13 protein-coding genes are annotated in these 14,616 nt (G+C 71.9%); 10 read left to right on the forward strand and 3 right to left on the reverse strand.

The features are described 5' to 3' along the window. The first annotated feature begins 8 nt into the window (after positions 1-8). Complete coding sequence (locus H4W80_RS46045) at positions 9-1,805, forward strand: chitinase (RefSeq protein WP_192790826.1); 1,797 nt, start codon at positions 9-11, stop codon at positions 1,803-1,805. Here H4W80_RS46045 and H4W80_RS46050 read toward each other — a convergent pair. Then, complete coding sequence (locus H4W80_RS46050; RefSeq protein ID WP_192790827.1) at positions 1,798-3,231, reverse strand: molybdopterin-dependent oxidoreductase; 1,434 nt, start codon at positions 3,229-3,231, stop codon at positions 1,798-1,800. The genes H4W80_RS46045 and H4W80_RS46050 overlap by 8 nt on opposite strands. 256 nt (positions 3,232-3,487) lie before the next feature. Between H4W80_RS46050 and H4W80_RS46055 the strand changes: the two genes are divergently transcribed. Further along, entirely contained in the window at positions 3,488-4,882 is a 1,395-nt protein-coding gene (locus H4W80_RS46055; RefSeq protein WP_192790828.1) for a hypothetical protein, read from the forward strand. Here H4W80_RS46055 and erm read toward each other — a convergent pair. Continuing rightward, a complete protein-coding gene (gene erm / locus H4W80_RS46060; RefSeq protein WP_192790829.1) occupies positions 4,871-5,695 on the reverse strand; it encodes an ErmE/ErmH/ErmO/ErmR family 23S rRNA (adenine(2058)-N(6))-methyltransferase in 825 nt (274 codons plus the stop codon). The two genes, H4W80_RS46055 and erm, sit on opposite strands and share 12 nt — an antisense overlap. A 264-nt stretch (positions 5,696-5,959) precedes the next feature. Between erm and H4W80_RS46065 the strand changes: the two genes are divergently transcribed. Genes H4W80_RS46065 through H4W80_RS61810 form a run of 8 tightly spaced genes read left to right on the forward strand, consistent with a single transcriptional unit; the run spans position 5,960 to position 13,441 of the window. Continuing rightward, positions 5,960-6,637 carry a response regulator transcription factor gene (locus H4W80_RS46065; protein ID WP_192790830.1) on the forward strand — a complete coding sequence of 226 codons (678 nt, stop codon included), beginning with the start codon at positions 5,960-5,962 and terminating at the stop codon, positions 6,635-6,637. Continuing rightward, complete coding sequence (locus tag H4W80_RS46070) at positions 6,634-8,055, forward strand: sensor histidine kinase (protein ID WP_318787365.1); 1,422 nt, start codon at positions 6,634-6,636, stop codon at positions 8,053-8,055. Before H4W80_RS46065 ends, H4W80_RS46070 begins: the two co-directional genes overlap by 4 nt. A gap of 24 nt (positions 8,056-8,079) precedes the next feature. Then, entirely contained in the window at positions 8,080-8,616 is a 537-nt protein-coding gene (locus H4W80_RS46075; RefSeq protein ID WP_192790831.1) for a hypothetical protein, read from the forward strand. After that, complete coding sequence (locus H4W80_RS46080) at positions 8,613-9,698, forward strand: peptidoglycan-binding protein (RefSeq protein ID WP_318787366.1); 1,086 nt, start codon at positions 8,613-8,615, stop codon at positions 9,696-9,698. Before H4W80_RS46075 ends, H4W80_RS46080 begins: the two co-directional genes overlap by 4 nt. Then, entirely contained in the window at positions 9,698-10,360 is a 663-nt protein-coding gene (locus H4W80_RS46085; RefSeq protein WP_192794124.1) for an ABC transporter ATP-binding protein, read from the forward strand. Before H4W80_RS46080 ends, H4W80_RS46085 begins: the two co-directional genes overlap by 1 nt. After that, positions 10,357-11,556: an ABC transporter permease gene (locus H4W80_RS46090; protein WP_192790832.1), complete on the forward strand. Its 1,200-nt coding sequence runs from the start codon at positions 10,357-10,359 to the stop codon at positions 11,554-11,556. Before H4W80_RS46085 ends, H4W80_RS46090 begins: the two co-directional genes overlap by 4 nt. A gap of 54 nt (positions 11,557-11,610) precedes the next feature. Further along, positions 11,611-12,474 (forward strand): hypothetical protein, encoded by an 864-nt coding sequence (locus H4W80_RS46095; protein WP_192790833.1) that lies wholly within the window; start codon positions 11,611-11,613, stop codon positions 12,472-12,474. Positions 12,475-12,493: 19 nt separating this feature from the next. Continuing rightward, on the forward strand, positions 12,494-13,441 hold the full coding sequence (locus H4W80_RS61810) for a helix-turn-helix transcriptional regulator (RefSeq protein ID WP_225964028.1): 948 nt from the start codon (positions 12,494-12,496) through the stop codon (positions 13,439-13,441). Here the strand turns inward: H4W80_RS61810 and H4W80_RS46105 are convergent. Further along, positions 13,427-14,530 carry an AI-2E family transporter gene (locus H4W80_RS46105; RefSeq protein ID WP_192790834.1) on the reverse strand — a complete coding sequence of 368 codons (1,104 nt, stop codon included), beginning with the start codon at positions 14,528-14,530 and terminating at the stop codon, positions 13,427-13,429. The two genes, H4W80_RS61810 and H4W80_RS46105, sit on opposite strands and share 15 nt — an antisense overlap. Positions 14,531-14,616 lie beyond the last annotated feature (86 nt).

Raw genomic sequence — 14,616 nt, forward strand, 5'->3', positions numbered from 1 at the left:
GGTATCGCATGAATCTCCGAGGACCGGTCGCGCTCGCCCTGGCTCTCGTCGCGCTGCACGCCACCCCCGCCTACGCCGCGAACATCCTGGCCAACCCCGGATTCGAGTCCGGGCTGAGCGGCTGGACGTGCGGCACCACGTCCGGCGCGCAGGCCGTGTCGTCGCCCGTGCACGGCGGGACCCGCGCGCTCCAGGCCACCCCGCAGGGCAGCGACTACGCCCGCTGCCAGCAGACCGTCACCGTCAAGCCGAACACCGCCTACCAGCTCTCGGCCTGGGTCCAGGGCAACTACGTCTTCCTCGGCGCCACCGGCACCGGCGGCACCGACCCGCAGACGTGGGGCGCGCCGGGCGCGGCGTGGAGCCAGCTCAAGACCTCCTTCACCACCGGCGCCTCGACCACGTCCGTGACGGTGTACGTCAACGGCTGGTACGGCCAGGGCGCCTATCTGGCCGACGACGTGGTGCTCGACGGCCCCGGCGGCACCCCGGACACCCAGGCGCCGACGGTCCCCGGCACCGTGTCCGTCGGCGGCGCCACGAGCTCCAGCCTCACCGTGAGCTGGGGAGCGTCCACGGACAACGTCGGGGTGGCCCGCTACGAGGTCTCCCGCGACGGCGGGGCGCCGGTCGCCGTCACCGGGACGAGCCACCAGGCCACCGGGCTCGCCGCGGCCACCACGTACCGCTTCAAGGTCCGGGCCTGCGACGCCGCGGGCAACTGCTCGGCCTACACCCCCGAGGCGAGCGGCACCACGACGAGCGGCGGCGGGGGCGGCGGGCTGCCCAAACGGGTCATGGTGGGCTACCTGCACGCCTCATTCGCCAACGGATCCGGATATATCCGGATGAGTGAGGTGCCGAACGAGTGGGACATCATCAACCTCGCCTTCGGCGAGCCCACCTCGGTCACCTCGGGCGACATCAGGTTCCGGCAGTGCCCGGCGGCCGAGTGCCCCAACGTCGAGCCCGAGGCCGACTTCGTCGCCGCCATCAGGGCCAAGCAGGCACAGGGCAAGAAGGTGCTGATCTCGATCGGCGGCCAGAACGGCCAGGTCCAGCTCACGACCGCGGCGGCCCGCGACAAGTTCGTGGAGTCGGTGTCCGCGATCATCGACAGGTACGGCCTGGACGGCCTGGACATCGACTTCGAGGGCCACTCGCTCTACCTCAACCCCGGCGACACGAACCTCGCCGGCCCGACCACCCCGGTCGTCGTCAACCTGATCTCGGCGCTGAGGTCGCTCAAGAGCCGGTACGGAGCCAAGTTCGTGCTGACCATGGCGCCGGAGACGTTCTTCGTCCAGCTCGGCCACCAGTTCTACGGCCCGGGGCCGAACGGCGCGGCCGACAGCAGGAGCGCCTCCTACCTGCCCGTCATCCACGCCCTGCGCAACGACCTGACCCTCCTCCACGTGCAGGACTACAACTCGGGCCCGATCATGGGCCTCGACGGCCAGTACCACACGATGGGCGGGCACGACTTCCACGTGGCCATGACGGACATGCTGCTGGCCGGCTTCCCGATCATGGGCAACGCGGGCAACGTGTTCCCGCCGCTGCGCCAGGACCAGGTGGCCATCGGGCTGCCCGCATCACCGAACGCCGGCAACGGGTTCACCACCGTGGCGGAGGTGCAGAAGGCGTTCGACTGCCTCGCCAAAGGCACGAACTGCGGCACCTACCGGCCGCGCGGCGTCTACCCGAACCTGCGCGGCCTCATGACCTGGTCGATCAACTGGGACAGGTACAACGGCTTCGAGTTCTCCCGGAGCCACCGGGCGTACCTGAACGCCCTCACCTGACGAGCTGCGTGGGCTTGAGCGGGATGCCGAGGCCGGGCGGCCGGTAGGTGGGCAGCGCCTCGCCGTACTCGTGCATCCAGGCGTGGTCCACCAGCAGCCGCATCCGCCCGCCGCCGGGCGGGCCGCCCTCCCGCACCGGGGCGGCCCGCCCGGCCAGGCGCGCGACCGCCTCCGCGACCAGCCCGGCGTCGGGCGGCGACAGGTCGCAGTGCTCGTCCGGCCCGATGATCAGGTCCACGTCGGGCGGCAGCGGGTAGATCGGCCGCGGCAGGGCCAGCACGCGCGGCGGCGGCGCCATCGGCCAGCCGTCGGCCACCGCCTCCAGCAGCACCGAGCGCGCGGTCCGGCGCGCGAACAGCCCCTCGGCCAGCGCCCAGCTCAGCGCGCCCACGTCCGCGCGGTCCTCGCCGCAGGCGTGCAGGCACAGGTACGGCACCAGCGGGATCCCGGCCCCGCTCGCCTGCGCCCACCCCGTGCCACATCCGGTCAGCACCAGCAGCGCCAGCATCGCCCGGTAGGCGGTGTCGGCGTGCGGGGTCTCGAGCCGCCCCGGCACGAGCAGGCAGCGCCCGCCGGTCTTCTCCGCCGTCACGCCCAGCTCCCGCGCGATCTTCAACGTCCGCGACGCGGCCACCCCCGTGCACGCCTCCTGCCAGGCAGGCGTGTACGGCTCACCCGGGTCCGCGTACCCGGACGGCCACACGCCGGGCAACCCGGGCCGGCTCACCCCGTAGACGGCCAGCAGCAGGTCGAACACCGTCGTCACCAGCTCGTCGCCGTCCCGCAGCACCGGCACGCCCCGCCGCAGCACGCCCGGCCCGTCGTCGAAACGCGGCAGCAGCACCTCCACCGCCTCGCCGCCGTACACGCTCAGCCGGTCGCTCCCGCGCCCCACCAGCCCGCCCGGCACGTAGGCGTCCTCGCGCGCCCGCAGCCCCACCAGCGACGGCAGGTCCGTGCGCTCCATGGCGTGCTCGGCGAACGGCGTCCGGTCCAGGAAGAACTCCTTGAGCAGCACGTGCCCCATGGCCATCGCGAGCGCCCCGTCCGTGCCGGGGCGCACGACCAGCGTCTCGTCGGACAGCCGCGTCGGATGCGTGCCGATCGCCACCACCTTCTGGCCCTTGTACCGCCCGGCGATCACCCAGGGGGTGTCCGGCGTGCGTACCAGCCGGTTGTTCTCCCCCCACAGCAGCACGTACGCGGCCCGCGCCCAGTCGTCGGCCGCCGGGCCCGCGAACCGCGGCCCCAGCACCTGCTCCGGCGCGCACGGATGCTCGGTCAGCACCGCGCCGCCGAGGGCGGCGATCAGCCCCGCCAGCGGCGAGGTGGACAGCGCCGCCACCCGGTCGGGCCCGTGGCACGCGGCGGTGTGCACCATCGCCGCCGCCGTCAGCTCCGCCGCAGAGGCGTCGTCGAGCGGCACCCGCCGCTCTCCTCTGAACGGCCGATATTGCTGAGAATTCGCTGTGAGTTTCGCCCAGGCGGCAACCGGGTCACGAACCCCGTCCCGCATCTCGAAATAGAGCCTGACCAGTGCCTGGTTGACCTGCGATCCCCCCATGGAAAAAGTTCAACACAGACAGTGACGCTCTATCGCCATACGTATCGGCATGTCGGGGATAAGAATTGGAAGCCCTGGTGGCAACCACTGCCGGTGTTGCGGCAGGCTAGAGGCCGCCATGGATTACGCAGTTCTCACGGGGATAGTCCTCGTCGCCGGTGTCGTACTCGCTCTAGTCGCCCAATGGCGGGATTGGCGTCCACCGCTCGTCGTCGCCATCGTCGTCGGCGTGGCCGTGCGCCTGCTGATCATGTACACGTCGGCCATCGATTCGTGGCAACCCGTCGACTTCATGGAGAGCTTCAAGCCGGCCGGCGAGGCCGTGCTGCGCGGCCAGGACCCGGTGCTGGCCAGCGAGGGCGGCTGGCACTTCCTGCCGACCATCCCCTACGTCTACGGCATCCTGCTGTGGCTCGGCATCCCGTGGGAGTACGCCGGGCGCCTGGTCACCGTGGTCGCCGACATCGCGCTCATCCCGCTGGTGGCCAAGCTGGCCGGCGGCCCCAAGGCGTCGCTGCGGGCGCTCCAGTACGCGCTCAACCCCCTCGCCCTGATGATCGCCGCCATCCATGGCCAGGTCGAGCCGGTCGCGCTCGTGTTCGGCGTGGCGGCGTTCGTGGTCGCCCGCGGCCCCGGCGCCCTGGAGCGTCCCGGCATCACCACGGACGTGGTCGCCCGGGTGCGCGCCGGCGTGGCCGCCTACGGCGTGCGCTCCTCGATCCCGCGCGTGGTCGGCCGGGGCGGCCTGCTGCACCGCGCCCTGCTGCCGGGCCCCGACGACAGGGCCGACCTCAAGCGGGGCGCGCTGGCTGGCGTGCTGATGGGCCTGGCGCTGTGCGCCAAGAGCTGGCCGATCTGGCTGATCCCCGGCATGCTGCTGCTCCTGCCCAACCTGCGCTCCCGGGTCGCCGCGCTGTTCACCACCGGGATCGTGCCGCTGTTCTTCCTGGTCACGCTGCCGGTCTTCGCGGGCACGTCCCTCAACCAGATCCCCGCCGTCATCAACACCATCCGCGACATCCGCCCCATCGTCGGCGAGTGGGGCTGGACCCCCTGGTTCACCGGCGGCGACTGGGCGCTGCGGCCCGAACTGGCCTCGTTCGGCACGAACCTGATCTACCTGTGCGTCGTCGGGGCCGTGCTCTACTGGCGGCGCGCCGACCCGATCGACATGACGACGGCCATCCTGCTCGTCTTCATGGTCGTGACGCCCCGGCTCGGGGCCCAGTACCTGCTGTGGTTCATGCCGTTCCTGGTCGCCAGGCCCACCAGGTTCGCCTGGCCGGCCATCGTGGGCGTGTCGCTCTGGTCCGGATACGGCTACCTCTACATGACGCAGTTCGACGTCAACACCTGGTGGTACCTGCACCAGGACTGGTCGCGGGCCTCGATCGTGCTGCTGCCCATCCTGGCGCTGGCCATGCCCTGGGGCCGCCGCGTCGCCACCACGGCCCCAGGACTGGCTCTCGTCGGCGGCCCGTCTCAGCAGGCCAAGGTCAGGTCACCCGCATAGGCGCCCCCACAGGATGATCCACTGGTCGGGGTGGACGTGGGCCACGACGGTGTCGCGGGCGACGCCCGCCGCCTCCAGCGCGGCGTCCACCCCCTCGTAACGGGTCTTCAGCGAGGCGCGCACCGAGCCGCCGAGGCCGCCGAAGCCCAGCTCGACCAGCTCCTGGTACGAGCGGCGCGCGGCGACGAGCGGTTCGGGCCTGCGCTGGAGGCGCAGGATCGCCGAGTCGACGGACGGGACGGGGCGGAAGCTCTCCCTGCCGATCGTGTCGCCGAGCCGCCAGTGGAACCACGGCCACGACTCCACCGTGACCAGGCTCCAGCGGCCGTAGTCGCCCGACCGCTTGCGGGCGTACTCCCGCTGGGTGAGCAGCGTCGCCGAGGTCAGGGCCGGCGCCCGCAGGCACCAGTCCACGATCTTCGACGTGATCGAGTACGGGATGTTGCCCACGACCGCGAACGGCTCACGCGGCGCCCGCACGGCCGTGAAGTCGCCCCTGACCACGTCGATCCGGGGATCGCTGCGCGTACGGGCGGCCAGCCGCCCGGCGAGCAGCGGATCGATCTCGTAGCCGACGACCCGCGCGCCCGCCTCGGCGAGCGCCAGGGTGAGCACGCCCTCCCCGGCGCCGGGCTCCAGCACGAGCCCTTCGGGAGCGGCGGCCTTCACCATCAGATCGACGGCATGCCGGTCGGCCAGGAAATTCTGCGAGAGCGTGCGCCGCGCCCGGTCTCTGGGCGTGCGGCCGCCACCGCCATTCCTGGCTTTACGCTGAGTATGCGAATAGTTTCCGTGCGCGAAATTCTGCGCCACAGCACTTGCCCTTTCGGGTCCTCGAGATTGACAGGTCTCGAAGGGCCCTGGGCGCGCGTGCGGACGCTACAGCCTCAGGTTGTGCGCGTCCGTCAGCGGGCCAGAGCCCGGCCGTGGCGGATGCGAATGAAAACCGGGCAGGAGAACATGCATGTCATGCCGGTCACAGTAGGCAGCGTTCCGCCGTCCGGGCAACGGAATTAAATCTGCGGCGTCGGGGGCGCTTTGAGCCCGCATTGAAGTGGCTCGGGTAGACCTTTACCCATGGACCGACCGGCCAGGGTGCTCGTCGTGGACGACGAGCCGAACATCCGCGCCCTGCTCTCCCAGACGTTGCGGCTGGTGTCGTTCGAGGTCAGGACCGCTGAGACGGGAGCGGAGGCGGTGACGGCCGCCAGGGAGTTCGATCCCGACATCGTGGTGCTCGACGTGATGCTGGAGGACTTCGACGGGTTCGAGGTCGCCAGGCGGCTCGGCGAGCGCGTCCCCGTGCTGTTCCTGACCGCCCGCGACGGGGTCGAGGACCGCGTCCAGGGCCTCACGCTGGGCGCCGACGACTACGTGGCCAAGCCGTTCAGCCTGGAGGAGGTGGTGCTGCGCATCCGCGCCATCCTGCGCCGCAGCCGCGCGACGCCCCGCAACGACGTGCTGCGCTACGCCGACCTGGAGCTGGACCCCGCGGCCCACCAGGTCTCCCGGGCCGGAGTGCCGGTGGACCTGTCGCCCACCGAGTTCAACCTCCTCGAATACCTCCTCACCAACGCCGGCAGGGTGGTGAGCAAGGCGCAGATCCTCGACAGCGTCTGGCACTACGACTTCGACGGCGACTCCAGCATCGTCGAGTCGTACGTCTACTACCTGCGCAAGAAGATCGACAAATGGGAGCCGCAGCTCATCCACACCGTGCGCGGCGTCGGCTACACGCTGAGGACCCCGCGGTGAGACCCGCCGCCTGGACCCTGCGCACCCGCCTGGTCATGGCCGTGCTCGGGGTCGCCACGCTCGGGCTGGTGCTCTCCACCGTGGCGGGCGTCGCGCTGCTGCGCGGCAACCTGATGGGCCGGGTGGACCAGCAGCTCGAACAGCTCAGCAGGGTCGTCATGGTCAAGGGGGGCGACCTCTTCTCGCGGGCGCGGGCGCTCCAGCCGCTCCCGGTGGACGACCTCGTCTCCGAGGTGCTCACGAAGCGGGTCGCCGCCGTCCAGCAGGTCATGGTGTACGACACCGGCGGCGCGCTGCAGTTCAAGTTCGGCGCCCCGGACGAGCCCGGCCCCGTCATCGACCGGGGCAGGATCGGCGAGAACTACACCGCGCCGGGCACCTCGGGCCCCTCATGGCGGGTCCGCGCCACGAAGGCGTCCAACGGCGACACCGTGGTGTTCGCCCAGTCGCTCCGCGAGGTCGAGCAGACCCAGACCTCCGCCGTCGCCATCTTCGTCGCGGTGGGCGTGTTCGTGCTGCTCCTGCTCGGCGTGGCCGCCGACGCCCTCGTACGCCTCGGCCTGCGCCCGCTGACCAGGATGGAGGCCACGGCCGGCCACATCGCCCGCGGCGACTTCGACCGCCGGGTGCCCGCCCACGACCCGCACACCGAGCCGGGCCGCCTGGCCCGCGCCATGAACGTCATGCTCGACCGCCTCCAGTCCGAGATCGCCGCCAGGACCGACTCCGAGATCCGCATGCGCCGCTTCCTCGCCGACGCCTCCCACGAGCTGCGCACCCCGCTCACCTCCGTGCGCGGCTTCGCCGAGCTGCACCGCAGGGGCGGCGACGCCGGCGAGGCGATGCGCAGGATCGAGGACGAGGCCGCCAGGATGGGCGTGCTGGTCAACGACCTGCTCACGCTGGCCCAGCTCGACGAGGAGCGCCCGATCGAGCGGCGGCCCGTGGACCTGCTGGAGGTGGCCGCCGACACGATCCGCGACGCCCGCGTACGCGTGCCGGACCGGCAGGTCAGGCTCGCCGGGCTGGACGGCCCGCTCGCACCCGTGACGATCACGGGAGACGACGCCCGCCTGCGCCAGGTGGCCGCCAACCTCGTCGGCAACGCCCTCGGCCACACGCCCCCCGACGCGTCCGTCACCGTCAGGGTCGGCAGATCGCACGACCTGGCCGTAATAGAGGTGTCGGACACCGGGCCGGGCGTGCCGACCGAGCACGTGCCGCGCCTGTTCGACCGCCTCTACCGCGTCGGCCAGGGCAGATCCAGGGCCGACGGCGGCGCCGGGCTCGGCCTGGCCATCGTCTCCGCCATCGTCCGCGCCCACGGCGGCCGCGTCGAGGTGGACACCGCGCCCGGCGAGGGGGCGACGTTCCGCGTCCTCCTACCTGGCTCCGAGGCGGCTCCCAGCCCGCTTTGAACCGCGCTCGGCACATTCGGAGGCATGACCAGGACACTAATCGCGCCCCCGCTGCTGATCGCGCTGCTGGCCGCGTTCGCCGCCGGCTGCGGCGGCCAGGAGGGCGGCGCCGGAGTCGCCTCCGTGGCCGTGGCCTCCTCCGCCAAGCCCGCCGCGAGCGCGAGCCCGACGGGCACGGCGGACCCGCAGGAGCAGGGCAGGAAGTTCGCGCAGTGCATGCGCGACCACGGGATCCCCATGGAGGACCCCGACCCGGACGGGGGCGGCGGCCTCCAGGCCATCGGCGAGAACGCCGACAAGAAGAAGGTCACGGACGCCATCAAGGCCTGCCAGGCCTACGCCCCGTTCAAGGACCGCAAGAACCTCGACCCGGAGCAGGTCGACCAGCTCCGCGAGCTGGCCAGGTGCATGCGCGAGAACGGCGTCGACTGGCCCGACCCCAACCCCGACGGCACCTTCACCAGCGACACCCCGCTGAAGCTGGACCGGAACGACCCCACGTTCAAGAAGGCCTTCGAGGCCTGCGGCAAGAAGTTCCCGAGGACGGGGCAGCGGAAGTGACGCAGGTCAAGGAGCCCTCCCCGGCCACCCGCGCCTTACCGCCCCGCCGTCGCCTGCGGGCCCTGGCGTGGACGGGCGGCGCCGCGCTGCTCGCCGCCGCCGTCGCGGCCGCCGCCATCGGCTTCGGCGGGGGATCCACCGGTACGGCCGCCGCCACCCGTACGCCCCCCGCCACCGCCAAGGTGACCCGCACGACCCTCACCGAGACCAGGACCGTGGACGGCACCCTCGGCTACGGCGACCCCCTGACCGTCACCGGCAAATCCCCGGGCACGATCACCTGGCTCCCCGGCGAGGGCGCCACGATCACCCGGGGCCACGGCGTCTACAGCGTGGACGCCGACCGCCGCCCCCTCCTGTACGGGACCATGCCCCTCTACCGCACCCTGAAGGACGGCGTCGAAGGCAAGGACGTGGAGCTGCTCGAACGCAACCTGAGCAAGCTCGGCTACACCGGCTTCGACGCGGACGACGCCTTCACCTGGGCCACCAGGGAGGCGGTCGAGGACTGGCAGGAGGACCTCGGGCTCGACGTCACCGGCGAGGTCCGGCCGGGCGACGTCGTGGTCGCCGGCGGCCCCATCCGGGTCGCCGACCTGAAGAAGGCGCTCGGCGACAGTGCCAACGGCCCCGTGCTGACCGCCACCGGCACCACCCGCCAGGTGCTCGTCAACCTCGACGTGGCCGACGAGCACCTGGTCAGGAAGGGCATGAAGGCCACTGTCGAGCTGCCCGACGGCACCGAGGTGAACGGCCGGATCACCGGCGTGGGCAAGGTCGCCACCGAGACCGGCACCGGCAACGACCCGGCCACCACCGTGGAGGTCACGGTGTCGGTGAGCGGGCTGAAGAAGTCGTACGACGCCGCCCCCGTGAAGGTCACGATCGTCTCCGGCCGGCGCGAGGACGTCCTGGCCGTGCCCGTCGGCGCGCTGTTCGCCCTGGCCGAGGGCGGCTACGGCGTACAGGTCGTCGAGGGCCGGGCGACCCGCTACGCCGCGGTCGAGACCGGCATGTTCGCCGACGGCCGGGTCGAGGTCACCGGCGTCCAGGAGGGCACGACCGTGGCGGTGCCCAAGTGATCGCCGAACTGCGCGACGTGAGCAAGGACTACGGCGACGTGGCCGCGCTGCGCGGCGTCTCCCTCGGCATCGGGCACGGCGAGCTCGTCGGCATCGTCGGCCCCTCCGGCTCGGGCAAGTCGACCATGCTCAACATGATCGGCACCCTCGACCGCCCGTCCGGCGGCCAGGTCCGCATCGCCGGGCACGACGTGGGCTCGCTCACCGACAAGCAGCTCTCCGCGCTGCGCGCGAACGTCATCGGCTTCGTCTTCCAGCAGTTCCACCTGGCCGCCGGGGTCAGCGCGCTGGACAACGTGGCCGACGGCCTCCTGTACGCGGGCCCGTCCCTGCGGGAGCGGCGGCTGCGCGCGTACGACGCCCTCGAACGCGTCGGCCTCGGGCACCGGCTCGGCCACCGCCCGCACGAGCTGTCCGGCGGCGAGCGCCAGCGCGTGGCCATCGCCCGCGCCGTGGCCGGCGAGCCGCGGCTGCTGCTGGCCGACGAGCCCACCGGCAACCTCGACTCCCGCGCGGGAGCGGGCGTGATGGAGCTGCTGCGCGAGCTGAACGCGGGCGGCACCACCGTGGTCGTCATCACCCACGACCGCGACATCGCGTCCTCGCTGCCCCGGCAGGTCGAGATGCTGGACGGCCGGGTCGTGGACGGGGTTCGGACATGACCACTCCTCTGGTGGCGGCCCGGATGCGGCCGCGCGACGTGATCAGGGTGGGCGGGGCGGGCCTGCGGGCCAGGCCGCTGCGGGTGTTCCTGTCGGCGCTCGGCATCGCCATCGGCATCGCGGCCATGCTCGGCGTCGTCGGCATCTCCGCCTCCAGCCAGGAGGACCTCAACCGGCAGCTCGAAGCGCTCGGCACGAACCTGCTCACTGTCTCGCCCGGCCAGACCCTCTTCGGCGAGGCGTCCCACCTGCCCGCCGAGTCGGAGGGCATGATCGGCCAGATCGGCCCGGTCACCGCGGTCACCGCCACCGGCACGACCGCGGCCAAGGTCTACCGCAACGACCACATCCCCGAGGCCCAGACCGGCAGCGTCTCCGTCACCGCCGCCCGGCTCGACCTCGTCGAGGACGTCGGCGCCACCGTTCTCAGCGGCGCCTGGCTGAACGAGGCCACCCACCGCTACCCGGCCACCGTGCTCGGCGCCAAGGCGGCCGACCGGCTCGGCGTCGTCCAGGCCGGTCCCGACCAGCGGGTGTGGCTGGGCGGGCAGTGGTTCACCGTCGTGGGCGTGCTCGCGCCCGCGCCCCTGGCCCCCGAGCTCGACACGGCCGCGCTGGTCGGCTGGCCGGTCGCGGAGGAGCGGCTCGGCTTCGACGGGTACGCGACCACGATCTACACCAGGGCGCGGGAGCAGGACGTCACCGCCGTCCGTGACGTCCTGGCCGCCACCGCGAACCCGGAGAAGCCCAACGAGGTCGAGGTGTCGAGGCCGTCCGACGTGCTGGCCGCCAAACAGGCCACCGATGCCACGCTGAACGCGCTCCTGCTCGGCCTCGGCGGCGTCGCCCTGCTGGTCGGCGGGGTGGGCGTGGCCAACACGATGGTCATCTCGGTGCTGGAGCGGCGCGCCGAGATCGGCCTGCGCCGCTCCCTCGGGGCCACGCGCGGACAGATCCGGGTGCAGTTCCTCGCCGAGTCGCTGCTGCTGTCGGCCATCGGCGGCGTGGGCGGCGTGCTGCTCGGCATCGGCGTCACGGCGGCGTACGCGAGCCTGCAGAGCTGGCCCGCGATCGTGCCGGTCTGGGCCATGCTCGGCGGCGTCCTCGCCACGCTGGTCATCGGCGGCATCGCGGGCTTCTACCCGGCCGTACGGGCCGCGCGGATGTCGCCGACGGAGGCCCTGGCCACTCCGTGAGCGTGTCCGATTTCGACAAGAGAACGGCCCAGGGGAAGGAGTAGCTTCGCCGTCATGGACGTGATCGACCGTGCGGAGAGATACCTGCAGCTCCACGGCCGCCTGATCGACAGGTTGCGGTTCGCGGCGCTGTTCCGCGACGGGCCCCCCGAACGGGTGCTCGACGTGCTGCGCTGCTACCAGAACGCCGACGGCGGCTTCGGCAACGCGCTCGAACCCGACCTGCGCGGCGCCGGCAGCCAGCCGGAGCCGGTCGAGGTGGCGTTCTGGATCCTGGACGAGCTGGACGCGTTCGACTCGCCGATGGTGGCCGCCGCCTGCGACTACCTGGCCGGGGTCGGCACGCCGGACGGCGGCGTGCCGTTCGTGCTGCCGTCCGTGCGCGACACGCCCCGAGCCCCGTGGTGGGAGACCCCCGACGACCCGCCGGGGAACCTCGTCCCCACCGCGTCGATCGCGGGGCTGCTGCACAAGCACGGCAGCACGCATCCCTGGCTCGCCGCCGCGACCGACTTCTGCTGGTCGCGGATCGCCGCCCTCACCGAGACCAGCCCGTACGAGGCCCGTGCCGTCGTGACGTTCCTGGACCTGGTGCCGGATCGCCCTCGTGCGGAGGCGGAGTTCGCGCGGTTGCGTGACGCGCTGCTCGCGACCGTCTCCTTCGACCCCGACGCACCCGGGGACGCGCACTTCCCCCTGGACTTCGCGCCGTCGCCGCTGCGGCTGCCGATGTTCACGGACGAGGTCCTGGAGGCCCACCTCGACGCCCTGCTCCGCGCGCAGTCCGACGACGGGGGCTGGAGCGGCAACTGGCTGATGTGGACGCCGCTGGTGGAGCACGAGTGGGGTGGCTACCTCACCGTGCACCGGCTCAGGACGCTGCGGGCGTACGGGAGGCTGCCGGGGTTCTGTCAGTGAGGCAGAGTACGTTGGAGGCATGTATGCGGAACGGCCTCCGACCGCCGACCTCGCGGGCCGTCTTGCCTGCGTGTGGCACCAGGTCAGCGAGGCCGACGCCACGCAGCTCGTGGTGCCCGACGCCTGCGTCGACCTGATCTGGGGGCCGGAGGGGCTGTTCGTGGCCGGTCCGGACACCGGCCCCATGCCGACCCCCATGACCTCCGGCGACACCTTCGTCGGCATCCGCTTCAGGCCTGGGGCGGTGGGCGCCTTCTTCGGCGTCCCGCTCCAGGAGCTGCGCGACCAGCGCGTCCGGCTGTCCGACCTCCCGCCCTTGAGCGATGAGCGCCTCGGGGTCTTCGACCTCCCGTCCCCGCGCGATGAGCGCGTCGGGGTGGCCGATCTTCGGGCCCTGAGCGATGAGCGCGTCGGGGTGGCCGATCTTCGGGCCCTGAGCGATGAGCGCGTCGGGGTGGCCGATCTTCGGGCCCTGAGCGATGAGCGCCTCGGGGCGCCCGGCTTTCCGCCCTTCCACGATCAGCCCGACTTTTCTTCCCTCCACGATCAGCGCGTCCGGGGGCCCGACCTTCCTTCCCTGCGCGACGCAGGGGCCGGGCCCCGCACGCGACTCGACGCGATGCTCGCGGCGGTCAGGGGTCGCCTGGCCCACGGGGTTCCCGCCGATCCCGCCGGCACCGCCATCGCCGGCGCGCTCAGGACGGGCCGCACGGTCGGCGAGGTGGCGTGGGACCTGGGGTTCAGCGAGCGCCAGCTGCACCGCCGCACCCTGGCCGCGTTCGGCTACGCGCCCAAGATCCTCCAGCGCGTCGTCCGCTTCCAGCGCGCGCTGACCCTGGCCCGCGCGGGCGTCCCGCTGGCGGAGGTGGCGGTCACGGCGGGCTACGCCGACCAGGCGCACCTGTCACACGACGTCAAGCGGCTGAGCGGGGTGTCCATGCGCCACCTGGTCTCACCCACGGGGTAGCTTGCCCGACACCAGCGCCTGCGCCCATCCGGCGGCCGGGTCGCTGTCGATGAACAACGCCCGCGCCAGCAGGCTGAGCGGAATGGCGAGAATGGCGCCCAGCGGGCCCAACACGAAAGTCCACACGATCAGCGAAAGAAATGTCATCGTCGTCGACAGCCCCACGGCGTCCCCCAGGAATTTGGGGAGAATGAACGACTGCGTGACGACATTGGTCACGGTGTACGCGGCGACGACGAGCAACATCTTCTGCACCCCGCCCTCCAGCAGCGCGAGCATGGCGGGCGGCAGCAGGCCGATGATGAAACCGATGTTGGGGATGTAGTTGGCGATGAGCGCGAGCACGCCCCACAGCAGCGGGAGCGGTACGTCCAGCAGCGTCAGGGCGATCACGTCGAGCACCGCGTAAATCATCCCGAAGACGGTCGAGACAATCAGGTAGCGCCGAGTTTTGTGCGCGAACGTGGCCAGCGCGGGGACGAGCCGCGCCCCGTTGCCCGTGCCGGAGGTGAGCATTTTCGCGGTCACCGGCGCGTCCAGACACATCGCCAGCAACAACACGACGATGAGAAACATCGACGACAGAATGGCGATCACACTGCCCAGCAGAGCCTGCGCGAATTCCACGATCTTGCCGGGGTCGAACGCCGTCAGTCCCTTGTTGAGCACGTCGTTGCTGACGCCGTGCGTGATGGCCCAGTGCTGGGCGTCGGAGAGCAGATGCTGGAACTGGGCGGTGTACGAGGGCAGGAGCGAGGCGAGCTGCGTGGCCGAGATGACCAGGATGCCGACCATGCCGAGCAGCACGAGCACGACGATGAGGAACGGCACGGCGACCTGGAGCCAGGTGGGCGCGTGCCAGGCGGCGAGCCTGTGGCGCACGGGGGAGACGGCGATGACGAGCACCAGCGCCAGCACGATGGGGCCGGCGATCGACGCGACCTCACGGATTCCGTAGAGCACGATGACGGCGGCCGCTATGCCCACCAGGATGATGAGCGCCCTTGGCGCCGGTTGGTCTCGCACGGCCGGTACGTACCCCTCGCAGGCGTGCGTACCGTCGATTTGACGGTTCCCGGAGGCGTACATAGAGTTCACCAGTCCCGCGAGGGCGGCGCTTGATCGTCGATCTCACTCGGGGGCAACCTCCCTTCCACTTCGGTGCGAGACGTGCG

This window comes from Nonomuraea angiospora, from assembly GCF_014873145.1.
Lineage (GTDB): Bacteria > Actinomycetota > Actinomycetes > Streptosporangiales > Streptosporangiaceae > Nonomuraea > Nonomuraea angiospora.

Excerpts from the sequence above, each read along its gene's own strand:
- H4W80_RS46045 (WP_192790826.1), top strand. The coding sequence starts at position 9 with ATGAATCTCCGAGGACCGGTCGCGCTCGCCCTGGCTCTCGTCGCGCTG.
- H4W80_RS46055 (WP_192790828.1), top strand. The coding sequence starts at position 3,488 with ATGGATTACGCAGTTCTCACGGGGATAGTCCTCGTCGCCGGTGTCGTA.
- H4W80_RS46065 (WP_192790830.1), top strand. The coding sequence starts at position 5,960 with ATGGACCGACCGGCCAGGGTGCTCGTCGTGGACGACGAGCCGAACATC.
- H4W80_RS46075 (WP_192790831.1), top strand. The coding sequence starts at position 8,080 with ATGACCAGGACACTAATCGCGCCCCCGCTGCTGATCGCGCTGCTGGCC.
- H4W80_RS46090 (WP_192790832.1), top strand. The coding sequence starts at position 10,357 with ATGACCACTCCTCTGGTGGCGGCCCGGATGCGGCCGCGCGACGTGATC.
- H4W80_RS46095 (WP_192790833.1), top strand. The coding sequence starts at position 11,611 with ATGGACGTGATCGACCGTGCGGAGAGATACCTGCAGCTCCACGGCCGC.
- H4W80_RS61810 (WP_225964028.1), top strand. The coding sequence starts at position 12,494 with ATGTATGCGGAACGGCCTCCGACCGCCGACCTCGCGGGCCGTCTTGCC.
- H4W80_RS46105 (WP_192790834.1), bottom strand. The coding sequence starts at position 14,530 with ATGTACGCCTCCGGGAACCGTCAAATCGACGGTACGCACGCCTGCGAG.